Source organism: Streptomyces sp. NPDC050534 (assembly GCF_044457745.1).
GTDB lineage: Bacteria > Actinomycetota > Actinomycetes > Streptomycetales > Streptomycetaceae > Streptomyces.
In genome coordinates, this window is the sequence record NZ_JBITHF010000008.1 from 436,682 (window position 1) to 456,412 (window position 19,731).

Consider the following 19,731-nt stretch of genomic DNA (forward strand, 5'->3'; position numbering starts at 1 on the left):
CTGTGTGTACGAGTGAGGCCCTGACCGGGCTCTCACGTGGCGGTGTCGCCGGGCGTATCCGTCCTGGGGGTGTCCCCGGGACGGGGCAGGCCGCCCGTCGATCCAGTGATGTTGTCCTGCTGAGCGGACCCCCCGGAGGCAGGACCCTTCAGGTCCCGTCCGGCCCGCTCGCTCTCGATGAGCTCGTTCAGCCAGCGCACTTCGCGCTCCACGGACTCCATTCCGTGGCGCTGGAGCTCAAGCGTGTAGTCGTCGAGGCGCTCCCGGGTGCGGGTGAAGGAGGCGCGCATCTTCTCCAGACGCTCCTCCAGCCTGCTCCGGCGGCCCTCGAGCACGCGCACGCGTACGTCGCGTGACGTCTGCCCGAAGAACGCGAAACGGGCGGCGAAGTGCTCGTCCTCGTACGCGTCCGGACCCGTCTGCGAGAGCAGTTCCTCGAAGTGCTCCTTACCTTCCGCCGTCAACCGGTAGACGATCTTGGCGCGACGCCCTGCGAGTGTTGCGGCGAGGGCGTCCTCAGGAGCGTGTCCCGACTCCTCGATCAACCAGCCGTTGGCGACCAGCGTCTTGAGGCAGGGGTAGAGCGTCCCGTAACTGAACGCACGGAACACACCCAGTGACGTGTTGAGCCGCTTCCGCAGCTCGTAGCCGTGCATCGGGGACTCGCGGAGCAGGCCGAGTACGGCGAACTCGAGGATCCCGGACCTCCGGCTCATCCCCTCGCCTCCTCGTCCTTATCTCGCTCCGATGTATCGACTCGATACATCAAGACGATAGAACGGCCTTCCGGATGGGACAAGTGGGGAGACGGTGAACGGGATCACACCACTTATTCATCCGAGGCAAGTTGTCCGGTTTGGGGTGAACTTCGGGGCTCGGCGGGTTTTGACGGTGCGTAGTCTGTGCGCCATGCACATCAGCGGGAACCGAGTGACGCAAGGGGGCGTCCTCGTCCTAGGTGCCGTACGGATGAATGCGGGATCGACCACATCCGTATTTCGGGGGGACCGGAAACCAGCTGCCGTCTCCAGGCGCACAAGGGTGCGCCTGCCCGAGGAGTAGTCGTTCGATGAGCGAGCACCGTCGCAAACCGCCGCAGCCGCAGGGAGGAGGGCGCGCCGCGGCACGACGCGGCCCGTCCGGCTCGTCCTCCGGCCGCCGTGCGGCACCGCGAGGCGCCACCGGATCTCCCTCCGACGCATATGGGTCGGGAGACGAGGAGCGGTCCTACAGTGGCCGCGCCGAGGCCCGCCGCGCGGCCCAGAGAACCGGAGGTGGCCGCCGAAGGGCGGCCGAGCCGGGCCGCGGAGGTCGACGCGGCGCACCCGGCGGTCCCGCGGGGCCCGGAAGGGGACGCTCTGCGGTCCCTGCCAAGAAGCGCTTCATTGATTATCCGCGCGCGGGCAAGTACGGCGTGGCGCGATGGATGCCGTCGTGGAAGCTGGTGACAGGCCTGTTCATCGGCTTCGTCGGCAGCCTCGTGGCAGTCGCGGGCATCGGCTACGCCATGGTGAGCGTCCCGAACGTGGCACTGGCCGCGAAGGCGCAGAACAACGTCTTCTACTGGAACGACGGCAGCGAGATGGTCGCCACGGGTGGCGAGACGAACCGCCAGGCCGTCAACCTCTCGCAGATCCCCAAGGCGATGCAGTACGCCGTCGTCTCCCAGGAGAACAAGACCTTCTACACCGACAGCGGCATCGACCCGAAGGGCATCGCCCGCGCGGTCTTCAACATGGCCAGCGGCGGTGCGACGCAGGGTGGCTCCACCATCACCCAGCAGTACGTCAAGAACGCGCGCCTCGACGACCAGTCGCAGACGGTCACGCGCAAGTTCAAGGAGATCTTCATCTCCATCAAGGTGGGCGCCACGATCCCCAAGGATCAGATCATGGAGGGCTACCTCAACTCCGCCTACTACGGACGCAACGCCTACGGCATCCAGGCGGCGGCACGGGCGTACTTCAACAAGGACGCCGTGAAGCTGAACCCGGGCCAGTGCGCGTTCCTTGCGGCGATGCTCAAGGGCGCCACGTACTACGATCCCGCCGGCGCGACCTCCATCGACCCGGCCGCCAATCCTCAGGCCAACCAGAGGCGTGCCCTGAGCCAGATGCAGAACACCCTCGACAAGATGGTCGAGTACGGTCACCTGAGCCAGACGGAGCGGGCCAAGTACACCCAGCTCCCGGCGGTGAAGAACCCGCGCTCGAACACCGCTCTCAGCGGCCAGACCGGCTATCTCGTCGACCTGGCCAAGAGCTACCTGATCAACAACACCAACATCTCCGCCAACGACCTGCAGCGGGGCGGTTACTCGATCTACACGACCTTCGACAAGAAGAAGGTCAAGGAGCTCGAGGCGTCGGTGTCGAACGTCCAGAAGAGGAACATAAACCCCAAGGAGCGCCCGAAGACGGACACCCACGTCCAGTTCGGCGGAGCTTCGGTGGACCCGACGAGCGGCGCCATCAAGGCCATCTACGGCGGTGAGGACGCGACCAAGCACTTCACGGACAACGCCGACGCGACCGGTGCCCAGGTGGGTTCGACGTTCAAGCCGTTCGTGCTTGCAGCGGCCATGAAGTGGGGAGTGCGTGATCCCAAGCTCGGATCCGAGCAGGCACAGGACGAGCGCACCCAGATCTCACCCAAGAGCCTGTACAGCGGCAAGAACAAGCTCAAGATCAAGGAGTACAACGGGGACGTCTGGACGGACGACAAGGGCAAGGAGTGGCTGCAGACGAACGACGGCAACGAGTCGGTGGGCAATCCGCCGAACTACCAGATCGATCTTCGTCAGGCGATGCAGTTCTCGGTGAACTCCGCCTACGTCCAGCTGGGTATGGACGTCGGCCTGGACAAGGTCCAGGAGTCCGCGATCGACGCCGGCATCCTGAAGACCAGCCTCGCCGGCACCAGCTACCCGTCGTTCTCCATCGGTATCTCCGACCCGAGCGCGATCCGAATGGCGGGTGCGTACGGCACGTTCGCGTCCAGTGGCGAGCAGCGTGACCCGTTCTCCGTCAAGAGGGTCACGAGCAAGGACGGCACGGTCTTCACCCATGAGGACAAGGCCAAGCAGGCTTTCACTTCGCAGGTGGCCGACAACGTCACCGATGTGTTGAAGACGGTGGTCGACAAGGGCACGGGTACCAGCGCCAAGCTGCCCGGCCGCGACGTGGCCGGCAAGACCGGTACCACCGACGGCAACAAATCCGCCTGGTTCGTGGGCTACACCCCGCAGCTGTCCACAGCCATCACGATGTTCCGCCTGGACGACAACGAGAAGAACAAGAAGCGCGAGTTCCTCGAGATGTACGGGACGGGCGGCCAGAAGAAGATCCACGGTGCCTCGTTCCCGGCGGAGATCTGGCACGACTACATGGCGGAGGCGCTCAAGAACGAGCCGGCGAAGGACTTCCCGGTCCCGGTGCCGTTCGGTGAGGTTGTCAACGACGTACCGAGCCCGAGTCCCAGCCCGACAGTGAGTGACACGCAGCAAGCCACTCCGACCCCGACGCCGTCCCCCAGCGAGACGCTGACGAGTCCGACGCCGTCGCCGACGGATTCCTGCCGGTTCAACTGGCAGTGCACGAATACCGGCGGCACGACCACAGGTGGCACGAACGGCGGTGTCAGCCCGACACCGACGGTCACGGATACGAGCGGGACCGGCAACAGCAGAGGCAACGGCAATGGAGGCCTCTTCGGAGGGAACGGTTAGCGCCGAAAAGCCCGGCACGGGTGTTTCACGTGAAACAGGTCGATGTTTCACGTGAAACGAGGGCCGCCGCACCGATCGGTGCGGCGGCCCTCGGCGTATAACCAGACCCTCGGCGTATACCTAGACACGTACGGCAGGATGTGCGGCATGCCCAGCGCAGAATCGACGCAAGCGAGCGTGCACGAACCGGACCCGGTGCGGCCGACCAAGGAGGACGAGGTCGCCGCGGTCGGCAGCGAGCTGATCGGAGGCCCCCTCGGGCGGCGTGCCCTGCTCGGGACGTCCTGGTGGACTCCCGTCCGGGTCGTCGCGCTGGTGGCGATCGGCATGTTCGCCCTCGGACTGGTCCAGAAGTTCCCCTGTTACCACGGAGCCTGGTTCTTCGGTGCCAGCTCGCAGTACACGAAGGCGTGCTACTCCGACATCCCGCACCTTTATCAGGGGCGCGGTTTCGCGGACGGGCTCGTGCCGTACTTCGACAAGCTCACCGGAGACATGCCGTACCTCGAGTACCCGGTGCTGACCGGTGTGTTCATGGAGGTGGCCGCCTGGCTCACGCCCGGCAGCGGCAGCATCCAGGACCAGGAGCAGTGGTACTGGATGGTCAACGCCGGCCTGCTGATGGTGTGCGCGGCCGTCATCGCGGTCTGCGTGGCACGGACGCACGCCCGGCGCCCCTGGGACGGCCTGTTGGTCGCTCTGGCGCCCGCCTTCGCGCTGACCGCCACCATCAACTGGGACCTGCTGGCCGTCGCTCTGACGGCCGCGGCGATGCTGATGTGGTCCCGGGGACGCTCCCTCGCCTTCGGTGTCCTCCTGGGGCTCGCCACGGCCGCCAAGCTCTATCCCGTCCTGCTGCTCGGTCCGCTGCTCCTGCTGTGCTGGCGCGCGGGGAAGTGGCGGGACTTCGGCAAAGCTCTGGCGGGAGCGGTCATCGCCTGGGTCGTGGTGAACCTGCCGGTGATGTTCTTCGCCTGGGATGGCTGGTCGCAGTTCTACCGGTTCAGCCACGACCGGGGCGTGGACTTCGGGTCCTTCTGGCTGATCCTGGCCCGGAAGTCGGCCAACCCGCTGACCACCGACACCGTCAACAACCTGGCCACGGCGCTGATGGTGCTGTGCTGCGTGGGCATCGCGGTACTCACGATGACGGCTCCGCGCCGCCCGCGCTTCGCCCAGCTCGCGTTCCTGATCGTCGCGGCGTTCATCCTCACCAACAAGGTCTACTCGCCGCAGTACGTGCTGTGGCTGGTCCCGCTGGCCGCGCTGGCCCGGCCGAAGTGGCGGGACTTCCTCATCTGGCAGGCGGCCGAGGTCGCGTACTTCCTGGGCATCTGGCTGTACCTCGCGTATACGACCAGCGGTGACGCTCACAAGGGACTGCCGGAGGACGGCTACTACTGGGCCATCGGGGTGCACCTGCTGGGGACGCTGTACCTGTGCGCCGTCATCGTGCGCGACATCGTCATGCCCGAGCGGGACCCGGTGCGTCGGGCCGGCGACGACGACCCGTCAGGGGGCGTGCTGGACGGCGCGGAGGATGTCTTCGCCCTGGGATCTGCGGCCCATCCGCCGCGGCACGCCGCCCACTTCGACGGGCCGCAGGTGGAGTGGGGAAGCCGCGGAACGGCGCCCTCCGCGGAGGGTTCGCTCTGAGCGAACAGGCCCGGGCGGGCGGACGACGCCCCCGCCACAAGCCAAGGTGAGCAAAGGGAAAGGCCGTACGCGGGAAAGCCCGTGTACGGCCTTTCGGCTGTTTGTCGTCCCGCTCAGCGGTCCATGAGGCGGTCGAACTGCGTGGTGGTGTGCCGCAGATGGGCCACCAGCTCGTCGCCGACGTGCGGCTCGGGAGCGTCCGAGGGCACGAACAGGATGGAGACCTGCATGTGCGGCGGCTCTGCGAACCAGCGCTGCTTGCCTCCCCAGACGAACGGAGAAAGGTTCCGGTTCACCGTGGCGAGCCCGGCCCGTGCGACGCCCTTGGCGCGCGGCATGACGCCGTGCAGCGCCTTCGGGGCCTCCAGGCCCACCCCGTGGGACGTCCCGCCCGCCACGACCACGAGGAAGCCGTCGGAGGCCGCCTTCTGCTGGCGGTAGCCGAAGCGGTCGCCCTTGGCGACCCGCGTGACGTCCAGGACCGCCCCGCGGTACTCGGTGGCGTCGTGGTCCCCCAGCCACAGCCGCGTGCCGATGCGGGCGCGGAAACGGGTCTGCGGGAACTGCTGCTGAAGCCGGTGCAGTTCCTCGGCCTTGAGGTGGCTGACGAACATCGTGTGCAGCGGAAGACGGGCCGCGCGCAGGTGGTCCATCCAGCCGATGACCTCCTCGACGGCGTCCGAGCCGTCGGTGCGGTCCAGCGGGAGGTGGATGGCGAAGCCTTCGAGGCGGACGTTCTCTATGGCGGCGTGCAGCTGCGGCAGTTCCTGCGCGGTGATGCCGTGCCGCTTCATCGAGGACATGACCTCGATGACCACGCGGGCGCCCACGAGGCCGTACACGCCGTCCACCGAGGACACGGAACGGATGACGCGGTCGGGCAGCGGAACGGGCTCCTCGCCGCGCCGGTACGGCGTCAGCACCAGCAGGTCCCCGCCGAAGAAGTCCTTGATGCGTGCGGCCTCGTACGTCGTGCCCACGGCGAGGACGTCCGAGCCCAGTCGCGTGGCCTCCTCCGCCAGCCGCTCGTGCCCGAAGCCGTAGCCGTTGCCCTTGCAGACCGGGACGAGCCCTGGGAACTGCTCCTGCACGTGCTTGTGATGCGCCCGCCAGCGCGCGGTGTCGACGTAGAGCGTGAGCGCCATGGCCGGACCTGGAACCTTTCTGGTGGCTGCGGTGTATCAGAGGTATGGAAGCGAACGAAGCTGTCGGGCTTATCGAAGCAAACGTCCGGGACCGATGGGGCTCAGCGGCGCGACATGTAGATGTCGAGCGCCTTGTGGAGCAGCTTGTTGAGCGGGAAGTCCCACTCGCCGAGGTACTCGGCGGCCTGGCCGCCCGTGCCCACCTTGAACTGGATGAGGCCGAAGAGGTGGTCGGTCTCGTCCAGCGAGTCGGAGATGCCGCGCAGGTCGTAGACGGTCGCGCCGAGCGCGTAGGCGTCCCGCAGCATCCGCCACTGCATCGCGTTCGAGGGCCGGACCTCACGGCCGATGTTGTCGGAGGCGCCGTAGGAGTACCAGACGTGCCCGCCGACGATCAGCATGGTCGCCGCCGACAGGTTCACGCCGTTGTGCCGGGCGAAGTACAGCCGCATGCGGTTGGGGTCCTCGGAGTTGAGGGCCGACCACATGCGCTGGAAGTACGACAGCGGGCGGGGCCGGAAGTGGTCGCGCACAGCCGTGATCTCGTACAGCCGCTGCCATTCCTCGAGGTCCTGGTAGCCGCCCTGGACGACCTCCACACCGGCCTTCTCGGCCTTCTTGATGTTGCGGCGCCACAGCTGGTTGAAGTTCTTGTGGACCTCTTCCAGGGAGCGGTTGGCCAGCGGCACCTGGAAGACATAGCGCGGCTGGACGTCGCCGAAGCCGGCCCCGCCGTCCTCGCCCTGCTGCCAGCCCATCCGGCGCAGCTTGTCGGCGACCTCGAAGGCGCGCGGCTCGATGAAGTCGGCCTCGATGTCGCGCAGCCGCTTCACGTCCGGATTCTGGATGCCCTGCTTGATGGAGCCGGCCTCCCAGCGGCGGATGATCACCGGCGGGCCCATCTTCACGGAGAAGGCGCCCTGCTGCTTGAGGTGGGCGAGCATCGGTTCCAGCCACTCGGTCAGGTTCGGCGCGAACCAGTTGATGACCGGCCCCTCGGGGAGATAGGCGAGGTAGCGCTTGATCTTGGGCAGCTGACGGTAGAGGACGAGGCCCGCGCCGACCATCTCGCCGGTGCGGTCGTCGAACCAGCCGAGGTTCTCGGAGCGCCACTCCGCCTTGACGTCCGCCCAGGCCGGAACCTGCATGTGGCTCGCCGACGGCAGGCTCTGGATGTACGCCAGATGCTGCTCGCGGCTGATCGTCCTCAGGGTCAGGCTCATTCGGGGCGCTCCTCGGGCTGGTGTGTCCCCATGGGTTCAGGGGCTCCGGCTCTCGCGCCGAAGCCTACTGCGCCTTGTGAGCGCCCCGAGTGGGCGTACGAAACCCGCACCCCGGCTCATGGGCTGCCGAGGCGTTCCGTGGCTTTTTGTGGGGGGTTGGGGAGCCGGTGTCCTTGGCGTCAGATGACCCCGCCGAAGAGGCCGCCGTGCGCCATGCCGAGGAAGAAGCCGACACCCGAGGCGCCGAGACCCAGGATCAGCCCGAACCGCTCGCGGGTCGTCTCGGAGATCCACTGGCCGTACGCGCCGGTGAGGATCCCCACCAGGCCGGCCCAGGAGCTCAGCAGGTGCAGGTTGTGGAAGAAGCCTGTCACGAACGCCACCAGGCCGAGCACCAGGGTCACCGCGAGCAGCGTGTCCTGGAGTGGGTGGGGCTTTCCGTCCGTGGCGAAGAGACCTCCGACGGTATTGGGTCGCAATGCTTGTGCCATAGGGCACCTCCTGCGGAAGACGGCGCATCGTAGCGCCATGCACACCCGATGTGTACAGACTGACGGCCCTGGCGGTCGGATTTCAACCGGAAGCCGGTGTGCGGGTACTCTGTACGGTCTGCACCGGTGTCTGCCCAGGCAGAGCCAGGGAAACCGCCCAGTCCATACCGGGAAGCCGCTCGACGGCCCCCGATTGTCAGTGGCGGCCGATACCGTTGCGTACGCATCACAACCCTCCTGCCACGGAACGACCGTGGCCGCTGAGTCCAAAGGAGGTGGGTTCCACATGCGTCACTACGAGGTGATGGTCATCCTCGACCCCGATCTCGAGGAGCGCGCTGTCTCCCCGCTGATCGAGAACTTCCTCTCCGTCGTCCGTGAGGGCAACGGAAAGGTCGAGAAGGTCGACACCTGGGGCCGTCGTCGTCTCTCGTACGAGATCAAGAAGAAGCCCGAGGGCATCTACTCGGTCATCGACCTGCAGGCCGAGCCTGCGGTCGTCAAGGAGCTCGACCGCCAGATGAACCTGAACGAGTCGGTCCTCCGGACCAAGGTCCTCCGTCCCGAGACCCACTGAGCTCTCGCTCAGTCGATCCCGGGATTCGAGTAGCAGCACAAGCAGCCAGCAGCAAACCCGCCGAGAGGTTCCCCCATGGCAGGCGAGACCGTCATCACGGTCGTCGGCAATCTTGTCGACGATCCCGAGCTGCGCTTCACCCCTTCCGGTGCGGCGGTCGCGAAGTTCCGTGTCGCGTCCACTCCCCGTACCTTCGACCGTCAGACGAACGAGTGGAAGGACGGCGAGAGCCTGTTCCTGACCTGCTCGGTCTGGCGTCAAGCGGCGGAGAACGTCGCTGAGTCGCTCCAGCGAGGCATGCGCGTCATCGTGCAGGGCCGGCTGAAGCAGCGGTCCTACGAGGACCGTGAGGGCGTCAAGCGCACGGTCTACGAGCTGGACGTCGACGAGGTCGGCGCCAGCCTTCGCAACGCCACGGCCAAGGTCACCAAGACCAGCGGCCGCGGTGGTCAGGGCGGTTACAACGGCGGCGGTGGCGGCGGCGGCCAGGGTGGCGGCGGCTGGGGCGGTGGCTCCGGTGGCGGTCAGCAGGGCGGTAGCGCTCCCGCCGAGGACCCGTGGGCGACCGGCACTCCCGCCGGTGGCAACCAGGGCGGCGGCGGTGGCGGCTGGGGTGGAAACTCCGGCGGCGGCGGTGGCGGCGGCTACTCGGACGAGCCCCCCTTCTAGGCCTCAGGCCGAAGGGTGGGTCGTACCCAAACTTCTTGATCACACAGGAGAAACACCATGGCGAAGCCGCCTGTGCGCAAGCCGAAGAAGAAGGTCTGCGCTTTCTGTAAGGACAAGGTCACGTACGTGGACTACAAGGACACGAACATGCTGCGGAAGTTCATTTCCGACCGCGGCAAGATCCGTGCCCGCCGCGTGACCGGCAACTGCACGCAGCACCAGCGTGACGTCGCCACGGCCGTGAAGAACAGCCGTGAGATGGCGCTGCTGCCCTACACGTCCACCGCGCGCTAAGGGAAGGGTGACCGACTCATGAAGATCATCCTCACCCATGAGGTCTCTGGCCTCGGTGCCGCCGGCGACGTCGTGGACGTCAAGGACGGTTACGCTCGCAACTACCTGATCCCGCGGAGCTTCGCTATCCGCTGGACCAAGGGTGGCGAGAAGGACGTCGAGCAGATCCGTCGTGCTCGCAAGATCCACGAGATCCAGACCATCGAGCAGGCCAACCAGGTGAAGGCCCAGCTCGAGGGCGTCAAGGTCCGCCTGGCCGTCCGCTCCGGCGACGCCGGTCGTCTCTTCGGTTCCGTCACCCCGGCCGACATCGCTTCCGCGATCAAGGCCTCCGGTGGTCCCGAGGTCGACAAGCGCCGCATCGAGCTGGGCTCGCCGATCAAGACGCTGGGCGCTCACGAGACGTCCGTGCGTCTGCACCCCGAGGTTGCCGCGAAGGTCAACATCGAGGTCGTCGCGGCCTGACAGCTGCGGTCTGCCTAAGCAGTTGTGAGAGGGGTCGCACCTCAGAGGTGCGACCCCTTTTGCGTGTTGTGGCGCTCGTTTCACGTGAAACGTGGCAGCCCGCGATGTTTCACGTGAAACGGCTCAGCGCGTCGCGCCGGTGACGATCCAGCGCCCCGAGCGGGCTCGCAGCCAGAGAGTGATCAGGCGGACCGTCATCATCAGCGTCATCGCTCCCCACAGTGCTGTGAGTCCGCCGCCGAGGGCCGGGATCAGGAAAGCCACCGGACTGAAGACGGCCAGGGTGATGACCATGGCCCAGGCAAGGTAGGGGCCGTCGCCCGCGCCCATCAGGACGCCGTCTAGGACGAAGACCACGCCGCTGATCGGCTGGGAGAGCGCCACGATCACCAGAGCGGGCAGGGCCGTGTCCTTGACCGTGGAGTCACTGGTGAACAGGGACACGAACACAGGACGTGCCACGACCACCAGGACGCCGAGTACGACACCGACCGCGATGCCCCACTCGACCATTCGGCGGCAGGCGTCCCGGGCGCCCTGGGCGTCTCCGGCGCCGAGATAGCGTCCGATGATGGCCTGCCCGGCGATGGCGATGGCGTCGAGTGCGAAGGCGAGCAGGCTCCACAGGGACAGGACGATTTGGTGGGCCGCGATGTCGGAATCCCCGAGGCGGGCGGCGACGGCGGTGGCGATCATCAGGATTGCCCGCAGCGACAGCGTGCGGACCAGCAGCGGCGCACCGGCCTGGGCCGAGGCCCGGATCCCGGCGGCATCGGGGCGCAGCGAGGCTCCGTGCCGGCGTGCTCCGCGGACGACCACCGTGAGGTAGACGAGGGCCATGCCGCACTGGGCGATGACGGTGCCCCAGGCGGAACCTGCGATGCCGAGGCCGGCGCCGTAGACCAGACCTGCGTTGAGGGCGGCGTTGGCGACGAAGCCCCCGACGGCGACGTAGAGCGGTGTCTTCGTGTCCTGCAGGCCGCGGAGGACGCCGGTCGAGGCGAGGACGACGAGCATGGCCGGGATGCCGAGGGCCGAGATGCGGAGGTAGGTGGTTGCGTAGGGTGCCGCGGTGTCCGAGGCCCCGAAGAGTTCCACCAGGAAAGGTGCCGCGGGGAGGACGACGGCGATGACGGCTGCGCCGAGCAGGAGTGCCAGCCAGATGCCGTCCATGCCCTGGCGGATGGCGGCCTGGAGGTCGCCGGCGCCGACCCGTCGGGCGACGGCCGCCGTGGTGGCGTACGCGAGGAAGACGAAGACGCTGACCGCTGTCGTAAGGAGAGCGGAGGCGACGCCGAGACCGGCGAGTTGTGCGGTGCCGAGGTGGCCGACGATCGCGCTGTCGGCCATCACGAACAGGGGCTCGGCGACGAGTGCACCGAAGGCCGGGACGGCCAGCGCGACGATCTCTCGATCGTGCTGTCGCCGGGTGGCCTTGGGGGTCGCGGGAGCCTGTGTCATGTGCACCAATGTAATCGTCCACAGGTAAGAGATGCAACGCCTATCTGACCCTTACCTCATCACATGTCGGTTGCTCTTTCGGGCATCGTTCGAAGAGATCTTGGTCCGACTGGGGAAGTTTTTCTTCTGCACAGCCGGTGGATGGGAAAGTCGCAGGTCAGTGGAGGTTTCATGGGTGACGTCCGTGCTTGTTCACAGGGCTGTCCACCGGGTCGTGCACAGGTTTTGCGGAGTTCTCCACAGCATCGGGGCCGTCGTCCACATGGCCTGTGGATAACCAGATTGGCTGACGTCGCCAACAGGCCTACCGTGGTCCGGCGCCCGCTCCGTTCGTCGACAGGGAGACCAGCCCAAAACCGACGTCCATCAACCGGAGTTGGGCCTCTCATTTGTCAGTGCCGTGCCGTAGAAATAGGGGCATGGCTAGGTCCGCTCGGGGGCGGACGGGAGGAGGTGGCTCGGTGAGTATTTCCGAGCCCTTGGACGACCCGTGGGCCGGCAGCGGTCCCAGTGATCGTCTGCCCGCCTCCCGGCGCCGCGGCGACGGGGGACGCGGTCGCGACGAGCAGCACGACCGAGGCAGCGACAGCGGCGAGTGGGAGAGCGGTGGCACCTCCTTCGAGCGTGTGCCGCCCCAGGACCTCGACGCCGAGCAGTCCGTCCTTGGTGGCATGCTCCTGTCCAAGGACGCCATCGCCGACGTCGTGGAGATTCTCAAGGGCCACGACTTCTACAAGCCCGCGCACGAGACGATCTTCGTCGCGATCCTCGACGTCTACGCCAAGGGAGAGCCGGCCGACCCCATCACCATCGCCGCCGAGCTCACCAAGCGCGGCGAGATCAACAAGGTCGGCGGGGCGTCGTATCTGCACACTCTCGTCCAGACAGTGCCGACGGCGGCCAACGCCGAGTACTACGCGGAGATCGTGCACGAGCGCGCGGTCCTGCGCCGCCTGGTCGAGGCCGGCACCCGCATCACGCAGATGGGTTACGCGGCCGACGACGACGTCGACGAGATCGTCAACCGCGCCCAGGCCGAGATCTACGCGGTCACCGAGCAGCGCACCAGCGAGGACTACCTGCCCCTCGGCGACATCATGGAGGGCGCGCTCGACGAGATCGAGGCGATCGGCTCCCGCTCCGGCGAGATGACCGGTGTGCCGACGGGTTTCACCGACTTCGACTCGCTCACCAACGGTCTGCACCCGGGCCAGATGGTCGTCATCGCCGCCCGTCCCGCGATGGGTAAGTCCACGCTCGCGCTGGACTTCGCCCGGGCCGCGTCGATCAAGCACAACCTCCCGAGCGTCATCTTCTCCCTCGAGATGGGGCGCAACGAGATCGCGATGCGTCTGCTGTCCGCCGAGGCCCGCGTGGCGCTGCACCACATGCGCTCCGGCACCATGACCGACGAGGACTGGACGCGTCTGGCCCGCCGGATGCCGGACGTGTCGGCCGCGCCGCTGTTCATCGACGACTCACCGAACCTGTCGATGATGGAGATCCGCGCCAAGTGCCGCCGCCTCAAGCAGCGCAACGACATCAGGCTGGTCGTCATCGACTATCTCCAGCTGATGCAGTCCGGCGGCTCCAAGCGTGCCGAGAACCGTCAGCAGGAGGTCTCGGACATGTCCCGTAACCTCAAGCTCCTCGCCAAGGAGCTGGAGATCCCGGTCATCGCGCTGTCGCAGCTGAACCGTGGTCCCGAGCAGCGCACCGACAAGAAGCCGATGGTTTCCGACCTGCGTGAATCCGGTTCCATCGAGCAGGACGCCGACATGGTGATCCTGCTGCACCGCGAGGACGCCTATGAGAAGGAGTCGCCGCGTGCGGGCGAGGCCGACCTGATCGTGGCCAAGCACCGTAACGGCCCGACGGCGACGATCACGGTGGCCTTCCAGGGCCACTACTCGCGGTTCGTGGACATGGCACAGACCTGATCCGTCCGGGGCGGGCAAAATCCATGCTGCCGATCCCTGACCCGCACAAATGCACTCGACGCTCGAGCGCCCCGCGGGATGGACTGTGCGCATGACGACACCTCAGGAAGAGTTGCTCCCCGGCACGCGTCGGGCCTTGCTGCACCGGATCGCCGTGGCCCAGGCCGAAGGGCGTGCGCCGTCACTGGTCGCGGCGGTCGTAAGGGACGGCCGCGCGGTCTGGCACGGTGCGCGGACCTCGGTGGAGGGGCACGGTCCGGACGAGAGCGTGCAGTACCGCATCGGCTCGATCACCAAGACGTTCACGGCGGTCCTCGTGCTGCGGCTGCGGGCCGAGGGCGCCCTCGACCTCGGTGATCCGCTGGAGAAGCATCTTCCGGGAACCGGCGCGGGGGAGGTGACTATCGCCGATCTCCTCGCCCACACGAGCGGACTGGCGGCGGAGTCGCCGGCCCCGTGGTGGGAGCGCACTCCGGGATCTTTGCGCCCTGAAGTCGCCGATGTCCTGGGCGACCAACCCCTTCTGCATCCTGTGGGCCGTCGTTTCCACTACTCCAACCCTGGTTACACCGTGTTGGGCGCGCTCGTGGAGAAGCTGCGCGGGGAGCCGTGGGAGGAGGTACTTCGGCGTGAAGTGCTCGAACCCCTGGGCCTCGACCGCACGAGCGCTCACCCGCAGGCGCCTCACGCGGGCGGCTGGGCCGTGCACCCCTGGGCCGACGTCCTGCTGCCCGAGCCCACCGAGGACCTGGGGCGGATGGCTCCCGCCGGCCAGCTCTGGTCAACGACGGGTGACCTGGCGCGCTTCGCCGTCTTCCTGGCCCGGGGCGACGACAGGGTGCTCAGCGCCGAGACCGTGAGGGAGATGCGGACACCCGCGGCGCCTGCCGAAGCGACCGATGTGCTGGACGGTGCGGCGTACGGGCTGGGGCTGCAGATCCGGCGCCGGGACGGCCGGTTGCTCGTGGGGCACTCCGGGTCGCTGCCGGGCTTTCTGGCCAACCTCAGCATCAGTGTCGAGGACGACGTCGCTGCGGTGGTGCTGGCGAACTGCACGTCCGGCCCGTTGCTGTCCGACGTCGGTGCCGACCTCGTACGGATCGTTGCCGAGGCCGAGCCGCGCATTCCTGAACCATGGCGGCCACTGTCTGAAGTCGACCTGTCCGCACTGGAGTTGGCCGGACCGTGGTACTGGGGAACGTATGCGTTCGCCCTGCGGGTGTCTGCCGGTGAGGGTGTCTCGCTGGAGCCGCTGTCCGGCAGTGGCCGCCGCTCGCGCTTCAAGGCGAACGGCGACGGGACCTGGACCGGCCTCGAGGGTTACTACGCCGGAGAGCTCCTGAAGGCCGTACGGCGCCCGGACGGGACCGTGAGCCACCTGGACCTCGGATCGTTCGTGTTCACGCGCCAGCCGTACGACGAGGAGGCTCCTGTGCCGGGTGGGGTGGACCCGGAGGGGTGGCGGGGGATCGGCTGACGGCAATGACCGGCAAGGTGCCTGTTTCACGTGAAACATGACGCCTCACCTCATGGCCCACCACCTGATGCCTCATTGCACCGCCTCACAGCACGGCGCCTCATTGCCGGGCCTCATCCGCGGGGCCTCAGTGCACGGCCTCACAACGGGAGCTTGAAGCCCACGTGTGAGGCCGTGAAGCCGAGTCGCTCGTAGAAGCGATGGGCGTCGGTCCGGGAGCTGTCGGAGGTCAGCTGGACCAACTGGCAGCCCTGGCGCCGGGATTCGTCGATCGCCCACTCGATGAGCCGCGTACCCAGGCCGCTGCCGCGCTCGTCGGCGTGGATGCGGACAGCCTCGATGATCGACCTGGTGGCGCCGCGGCGCGACAGGCCGGGAACGACTGTGAGCTGCAGCGTGCCGACGACGCGGCCCTCACGCACTGCGACGACCAGGTGCTGGTTCGGGTCCGACGTAAGACGCTGCAACGCGGTCAGGTAGGGCGTCAGATCGTCCGGTGACTCGCGCTGCGCTCCCAGGGGGTCGTCGGCGAGCATCGCGACGATCGCGGCCACGTCGTCCGCCGTGGCGGGTCGTATCTCAAGATCTCCCATGCCCGCACCTTACGCACAGCCGAGCTTGTGGGCAGGGCTCAGCCCGCTGCCACCGTCAGGGGAGCGAACCGCCTGGTCCAGTCGCCGGGCAGTTCCGAGATCCCGTACGTCATCACCGAGTTGAACGCGACGGTCGCCAGCCCACGCTCCTTCGCCCACACCAGCAGCTCTTCGTGCCGAACGTCGATGTCTGTGCGCAGGGGACGGTCGGTGTGGGCGGCGAGAGTGCCGATGAGCGCCTTGGCCGTCTCCGTGTCGCGGGCGATCAGCGGGCCCACGACATGCGTGTCCATGTTGGGCCAGGCGGCCGCGTAGCCGATCAGCCGGCCGCTCTCCTCTGCGACCCGCATGCGGTCGGCGAAGGCCGGCAACCGTGTGATGACGGGCGTGCGGTCGGCGCCGAACACCTCTTCGTCGAGGCGGAGGATCGCGGGGAGGTCCTCGGCGGTGGCCGCACGCGTGACGACCTCGGGCGCCGGACCGCCCGGTGTGAAGTGACCTCTGAGCATCTCGGCCCGCCCGGTGACCTTGAAGCCGAGCTCCTCATAGAGCGGGCGACCGTACGGAGTCGAGTGGAGGGTCAGCGGGGTGGTGCCCATCGCCGAGACGACGTGCCGCATCAGGTGGCGTCCGACGCCCCGACGGGCGTGCCGTTCGGCGACCAGGACCATGCCGATGGCTCCGAGAGAAGGACGGTGCTGCGGTCCGTACTCGGTGACGACACAGGCGCTGACCAGGCCCCCGTCAGGGTCGTCGATGCCGTATCCCTTTCCGGCCGTGAGGAGGAAGCCCCACTTGTGCTCCTCGCGCGGCCACCCCCGGTTCTCGGACAAGTCGGCGCAGGCGGCGAGATCCCGAAGCGTCAGACGCCGGATGGGGAGAGGAGAGAGGGAGTCAGTCGGCACGCAGGTCAGGCTGTATGAAAGGCGCCCTCGCCGTCCACCTGTTTCCCGTGAGAAGCAGGAGCTTTTGGCCATGTCGTGGCCAAGCGCATAGCGGGTGGGCAAGTTGTGGGACGTTTCACGTGAAACGAGGGCTGAAACCGAGCGAATTCAATCCCGTGTGAACGGGATAAAGGTGACCGCAGTTTAAGGGCATGGGGAGATCGAAGACCCGTATACGCGGTTATGCGAAGGGGGTGCCCTGGCGCGATGGGACGCTGCGGGAGTGCGCAGACCGACTGAAAGATGTTCGAGGCGAGGCAGACCATGGACGCTCCGACCACCCCGTCGGGCGACAGCGGTATTACGGGCGCCGGGGGCGGCGGCTGGTTCACGCCGTCCGGTCAGCCGGCGGAGGACGCCGCGCAGACCGGCCGATTCCTCGTCCCGGCCCGGGCCGGAAGCGGGTCAGCGGACGCCCTGCTCATCCGCCGGACCATGACCGAGGTGACCCCGATCGCCGACCAGGTCACCTCGTACTTCTACGCGATGCTCTTCGTCCGTCACCCTGATCTGCGGGCACTGTTCCCGGCGGCGATGGACATGCAGCGGGATCGGCTGTTCCGGGCCCTGCTCAGCGCGGCCGAGCACATGGACGACACCGAGGCCCTCGTCGCCCAACTGCAGAGCCTCGGCCGCGGTCACCGTAAGTACGGCACCAGGGCCGAGCACTACCCGGCCGTCGGTGAATGCCTCATCGGTGCGCTGAGCAGGTACGCCTCCGGCTGGAACGCGGAGACCGAGGCGGCCTGGATCCGGGCGTACACGACGATCTCGCAGATCATGATCGACAGCGCGGCGGCGGACGAGCGGCGCGCGCCGGCCTGGTGGCACGCCGAGATCGTGGCGCACGAACTCAGGACCTCGGACGTGGCGGTCGTGACCGTCCGCCCCGACCAGCCGTACCCGTTCCTCGCCGGGCAGTACACGAGCCTGGAGACGCCGTGGTGGCCAAGGATCTGGCGGCACTACTCCTTCGCCTCGACGCCGCGTTCCGACGGCCTGCTGACGTTCCATGTGAAGGCCGTCCCCACGGGCTGGGTCTCGACCGCCCTGGTGCACCGTGCCAGCCGCGGTGACGTCATCCGTCTGGGACCGCCGGCCGGTTCGATGACCGTCGACCACACCACCGACAGCGGGCTGCTCTGTCTGGGCGGCGGCACCGGCATCGCGCCCATCAAGGCCCTGGTCGAGGACGTGGCCGAGCACGGCGAACGTCGGACGGTCGAGGTGTTCTACGGCGCCCGTACCGGCCACGACCTGTACGACATCGAGACGATGCTCAGGCTCCAGCAGTCCCATCCCTGGCTTTCGGTCCGTGCGATCGTCGACCGGCAGACGCGGCTCCAGCTCCCGGACGCCATACGCGAGCACGGGCCGTGGAACGGGTACGACGCCTACCTGTCGGGCCCACCCGGCATGATCCGCAGCAGCGTGGACGCCCTGAGGTACGCCGGCATCCCGTCGGAGCGCATACGGCACGACTCGGTGGAGGACCTCGTAGCCGCGTGGGACTGACCCGCCGCCGGTGTCAGCCGAGGTCCGGTGCGTGCATGGCGCGTACGCCCTCGATGTTTCCGTCGAGGTAGTGCCGCAGGGACAACGGCACGAGATGCACCGAGGCGATCCCGACGCGGGTGAACGGGATCCGAACGATCTCGTACTCGCCGGCGGGCTCGTCCACTTCGGGGCCGTGCCGCAGGGATGTGTCCATGGACTCCAGATGGCAGACGAAGAAGTGTTGCACCTTCACGCCGGTCGCGCCGCCGTCCTCGCCGATGTGCTCCACGGTGTCCACGAAGCAGGGCACCACATCGGTGATCTTGGCGCCGAGCTCCTCGTACACCTCGCGGTGCAGGGCGTCGACGACGGTCGAGTCCTCGGGTTCGACGCCGCCACCGGGGGTGACCCAGTAGGGATCGACACCGGGCTTGGTGCGCTTGATCAGGATCAGATTGTCGCCGTCCAGCAGAACGGCACGGGCGGTGCGCTTGACCACGGGTCGGACGGTCATGGGTGAAATGTGGCCCGGCTGGTTCCACGTGAAACATCGCGGGGCGTGACCGGCCGGGATCGTCCTGTGACGGCTGGAAAAGTGCAGGTCAGCACCAGTCGGTCGCGGCGCGCAGCAGCCATTCGTGAGCCCGCGCGATATGCGGCATCGCGAGTGTGCCGGTGCGCACCACCAGGAAGTAGGTCCGCAGCGGAGGCACCGCGGGTTCGTGCAGGGCGACGATCTCGCCGCGCTCCAAGGCGCAGCGGCACAGATAGCGGGGTAGGACCGCGAGCCCCGCGCCCGCGACGGCGCAGGCGAGGACCGCGCGCAGATCGGGAACGATGACGGTGCCCGAGGCGCCGGGGCGGGAGTCGAAGACTGAGGCCCAGTAACGGGAGACGAAGGGCAGTGATTCGTGGACCTCGATCACCGGGACGTCCTCCAGGGCCGGGGCACCCTTGAGATCCGGCTTGTCGGAGCCGATCTGCTCGGCCCGCTGCGGGGTGGCGACGAGGACGTGCTCCTCGTCGCACAGTGCAGTCGCCGTCAGCAGGGCGCCGCGCGGACGGGCCGTGCTGATGGCCAGATCGTGATGCCCGGCGGCCAGCCCTTCCAGGGTTTCGTCGGCGTTGCCGAAGGAGGCGCGCAGGGCGAAGCCCTGGCCTTCCTCACCGGTCAGCGCCGTGAGGGCGGGCAGCGCCCGCTCGGCGGTGAACTCGGGGGGACCGGCGAGATGCAGCGTCCGTAAGGACGACTCGTCGTCGACGCCGGTCTCGGCGATCTCCACCAGGGCGTCCAGATGCGGGGCCGCCTTGTGCGCGAGCTCGTCCCCGATGCTCGTCGGAGTGACGCCACGGGCCTGCCGTAAGAACAGAGGGCGGCCCAGTTGCCGCTCCAGCGTGCGGATCTGTGAGGTCACGGCCGGTTGCGACAGGCCGAGCAGGGCGGCGGCGCGAGTGAAGGAGCCGGCCCGGTGCACGGTCACGAAAGTGCGCAGCAAGGCCAGATCCATCGTTCGCCCTCCCCAGTTCCCTGCCCTTCTCCCGGCCCCCAGGCAGGGCCCAACTATAAATAAG

Annotated in this window: 18 protein-coding genes; 9 read left to right on the forward strand and 9 right to left on the reverse strand. The window is 67.8% G+C overall.

The annotated features are described in order from the left end of the window. Positions 1-32: 32 nt before the first annotated feature. On the reverse strand, positions 33-716 hold the full coding sequence (locus ACIBN2_RS27390) for a helix-turn-helix transcriptional regulator (RefSeq protein ID WP_399138088.1): 684 nt from the start codon (positions 714-716) through the stop codon (positions 33-35). Between the two features lie 353 nt (positions 717-1,069). Here ACIBN2_RS27390 and ACIBN2_RS27395 point away from each other — a divergent pair, with 353 nt between their 5' ends. Together ACIBN2_RS27395 and ACIBN2_RS27400 are read left to right on the forward strand one after the other, a co-directional pair. Continuing rightward, positions 1,070-3,727 carry a transglycosylase domain-containing protein gene (locus tag ACIBN2_RS27395; RefSeq protein WP_399138090.1) on the forward strand — a complete coding sequence of 886 codons (2,658 nt, stop codon included), beginning with the start codon at positions 1,070-1,072 and terminating at the stop codon, positions 3,725-3,727. A 147-nt stretch (positions 3,728-3,874) separates the two neighbouring features. After that, positions 3,875-5,383, forward strand: coding sequence for a glycosyltransferase family 87 protein (locus ACIBN2_RS27400; protein ID WP_399138092.1), 1,509 nt, complete (start codon positions 3,875-3,877; stop codon positions 5,381-5,383). A 113-nt stretch (positions 5,384-5,496) separates the two neighbouring features. On the opposite strand, the gene ACIBN2_RS27405 is transcribed toward ACIBN2_RS27400, so the two are convergent. From ACIBN2_RS27405 to ACIBN2_RS27415, 3 genes are all read right to left on the reverse strand, one after another. Then, entirely contained in the window at positions 5,497-6,528 is a 1,032-nt protein-coding gene (locus ACIBN2_RS27405) for an alanine racemase (RefSeq protein WP_399138093.1), read from the reverse strand. Between the two features lie 101 nt (positions 6,529-6,629). Then, positions 6,630-7,751, reverse strand: coding sequence for a peptidoglycan bridge formation glycyltransferase FemX (femX, locus tag ACIBN2_RS27410; RefSeq protein WP_399138094.1), 1,122 nt, complete (start codon positions 7,749-7,751; stop codon positions 6,630-6,632). Positions 7,752-7,930: 179 nt separating this feature from the next. Next, positions 7,931-8,242 carry a hypothetical protein gene (locus tag ACIBN2_RS27415; RefSeq protein WP_399138096.1) on the reverse strand — a complete coding sequence of 104 codons (312 nt, stop codon included), beginning with the start codon at positions 8,240-8,242 and terminating at the stop codon, positions 7,931-7,933. A gap of 286 nt (positions 8,243-8,528) precedes the next feature. Between ACIBN2_RS27415 and rpsF the strand changes: the two genes are divergently transcribed. The 4 genes from rpsF to rplI all read left to right on the forward strand — a co-directional run bounded on the left by rpsF (position 8,529) and on the right by rplI (position 10,247). Continuing rightward, positions 8,529-8,819 carry a 30S ribosomal protein S6 gene (gene rpsF, locus ACIBN2_RS27420; RefSeq protein ID WP_006604399.1) on the forward strand — a complete coding sequence of 97 codons (291 nt, stop codon included), beginning with the start codon at positions 8,529-8,531 and terminating at the stop codon, positions 8,817-8,819. 75 nt (positions 8,820-8,894) lie between these two features. Further along, the gene (locus ACIBN2_RS27425; protein ID WP_399138098.1) at positions 8,895-9,488 is read left to right on the forward strand and encodes a single-stranded DNA-binding protein; all 594 of its coding nucleotides are present in this window, start codon (positions 8,895-8,897) and stop codon (positions 9,486-9,488) included. A gap of 57 nt (positions 9,489-9,545) precedes the next feature. Then, on the forward strand, positions 9,546-9,782 hold the full coding sequence (gene rpsR, locus ACIBN2_RS27430; RefSeq protein WP_003949403.1) for a 30S ribosomal protein S18: 237 nt from the start codon (positions 9,546-9,548) through the stop codon (positions 9,780-9,782). Between the two features lie 18 nt (positions 9,783-9,800). Further along, complete coding sequence (gene rplI / locus ACIBN2_RS27435; RefSeq protein ID WP_399138099.1) at positions 9,801-10,247, forward strand: 50S ribosomal protein L9; 447 nt, start codon at positions 9,801-9,803, stop codon at positions 10,245-10,247. Positions 10,248-10,370: 123 nt separating this feature from the next. On the opposite strand, the gene ACIBN2_RS27440 is transcribed toward rplI, so the two are convergent. After that, positions 10,371-11,708, reverse strand: a complete 1,338-nt coding sequence (locus ACIBN2_RS27440; RefSeq protein ID WP_399138100.1) for an MATE family efflux transporter — start codon at positions 11,706-11,708, stop codon at positions 10,371-10,373. A 461-nt stretch (positions 11,709-12,169) separates the two neighbouring features. On the opposite strand from ACIBN2_RS27440, the gene dnaB reads away from it, so the two are divergent. Together dnaB and ACIBN2_RS27450 are read left to right on the forward strand one after the other, a co-directional pair. Next, the gene (gene dnaB, locus ACIBN2_RS27445) at positions 12,170-13,648 is read left to right on the forward strand and encodes a replicative DNA helicase (RefSeq protein WP_399138102.1); all 1,479 of its coding nucleotides are present in this window, start codon (positions 12,170-12,172) and stop codon (positions 13,646-13,648) included. A gap of 91 nt (positions 13,649-13,739) precedes the next feature. Further along, positions 13,740-15,125 carry a serine hydrolase domain-containing protein gene (locus ACIBN2_RS27450; protein ID WP_399138103.1) on the forward strand — a complete coding sequence of 462 codons (1,386 nt, stop codon included), beginning with the start codon at positions 13,740-13,742 and terminating at the stop codon, positions 15,123-15,125. Positions 15,126-15,265: 140 nt separating this feature from the next. Here the strand turns inward: ACIBN2_RS27450 and ACIBN2_RS27455 are convergent, their stop codons facing one another. Beyond that, positions 15,266-15,718, reverse strand: a complete 453-nt coding sequence (locus tag ACIBN2_RS27455; protein ID WP_399138104.1) for a GNAT family N-acetyltransferase — start codon at positions 15,716-15,718, stop codon at positions 15,266-15,268. 38 nt (positions 15,719-15,756) lie between these two features. Beyond that, positions 15,757-16,623, reverse strand: coding sequence for a GNAT family N-acetyltransferase (locus tag ACIBN2_RS27460; protein ID WP_399138105.1), 867 nt, complete (start codon positions 16,621-16,623; stop codon positions 15,757-15,759). A 303-nt stretch (positions 16,624-16,926) separates the two neighbouring features. Between ACIBN2_RS27460 and ACIBN2_RS27465 the strand changes: the two genes are divergently transcribed. Then, positions 16,927-18,177, forward strand: coding sequence for a globin domain-containing protein (locus ACIBN2_RS27465; protein ID WP_399138107.1), 1,251 nt, complete (start codon positions 16,927-16,929; stop codon positions 18,175-18,177). Positions 18,178-18,190: 13 nt separating this feature from the next. Here ACIBN2_RS27465 and ACIBN2_RS27470 read toward each other — a convergent pair whose 3' ends face one another. Together ACIBN2_RS27470 and ACIBN2_RS27475 are read right to left on the reverse strand one after the other, a co-directional pair. After that, entirely contained in the window at positions 18,191-18,673 is a 483-nt protein-coding gene (locus tag ACIBN2_RS27470; protein WP_393866387.1) for an NUDIX domain-containing protein, read from the reverse strand. Between the two features lie 88 nt (positions 18,674-18,761). Further along, positions 18,762-19,667: a LysR family transcriptional regulator gene (locus tag ACIBN2_RS27475; protein WP_399138109.1), complete on the reverse strand. Its 906-nt coding sequence runs from the start codon at positions 19,665-19,667 to the stop codon at positions 18,762-18,764. Positions 19,668-19,731 lie beyond the last annotated feature (64 nt).

Bases quoted from the DNA above. Each gene is read 5' to 3' on its own strand.
- rplI (WP_399138099.1), top strand. From the start codon at position 9,801: ATGAAGATCATCCTCACCCATGAGGTCTCTGGCCTCGGTGCCGCCGGC.
- ACIBN2_RS27455 (WP_399138104.1), bottom strand. From the start codon at position 15,718: ATGGGAGATCTTGAGATACGACCCGCCACGGCGGACGACGTGGCCGCG.
- femX (WP_399138094.1), bottom strand. From the start codon at position 7,751: ATGAGCCTGACCCTGAGGACGATCAGCCGCGAGCAGCATCTGGCGTAC.
- ACIBN2_RS27395 (WP_399138090.1), top strand. From the start codon at position 1,070: ATGAGCGAGCACCGTCGCAAACCGCCGCAGCCGCAGGGAGGAGGGCGC.
- ACIBN2_RS27465 (WP_399138107.1), top strand. From the start codon at position 16,927: ATGGACGCTCCGACCACCCCGTCGGGCGACAGCGGTATTACGGGCGCC.
- ACIBN2_RS27470 (WP_393866387.1), bottom strand. From the start codon at position 18,673: ATGACCGTCCGACCCGTGGTCAAGCGCACCGCCCGTGCCGTTCTGCTG.
- ACIBN2_RS27425 (WP_399138098.1), top strand. From the start codon at position 8,895: ATGGCAGGCGAGACCGTCATCACGGTCGTCGGCAATCTTGTCGACGAT.
- ACIBN2_RS27450 (WP_399138103.1), top strand. From the start codon at position 13,740: ATGACGACACCTCAGGAAGAGTTGCTCCCCGGCACGCGTCGGGCCTTG.
- ACIBN2_RS27415 (WP_399138096.1), bottom strand. From the start codon at position 8,242: ATGGCACAAGCATTGCGACCCAATACCGTCGGAGGTCTCTTCGCCACG.
- ACIBN2_RS27400 (WP_399138092.1), top strand. From the start codon at position 3,875: ATGCCCAGCGCAGAATCGACGCAAGCGAGCGTGCACGAACCGGACCCG.
- ACIBN2_RS27390 (WP_399138088.1), bottom strand. From the start codon at position 716: ATGAGCCGGAGGTCCGGGATCCTCGAGTTCGCCGTACTCGGCCTGCTC.
- rpsR (WP_003949403.1), top strand. From the start codon at position 9,546: ATGGCGAAGCCGCCTGTGCGCAAGCCGAAGAAGAAGGTCTGCGCTTTC.
- rpsF (WP_006604399.1), top strand. From the start codon at position 8,529: ATGCGTCACTACGAGGTGATGGTCATCCTCGACCCCGATCTCGAGGAG.
- ACIBN2_RS27405 (WP_399138093.1), bottom strand. From the start codon at position 6,528: ATGGCGCTCACGCTCTACGTCGACACCGCGCGCTGGCGGGCGCATCAC.
- ACIBN2_RS27440 (WP_399138100.1), bottom strand. From the start codon at position 11,708: ATGACACAGGCTCCCGCGACCCCCAAGGCCACCCGGCGACAGCACGAT.
- ACIBN2_RS27475 (WP_399138109.1), bottom strand. From the start codon at position 19,667: ATGGATCTGGCCTTGCTGCGCACTTTCGTGACCGTGCACCGGGCCGGC.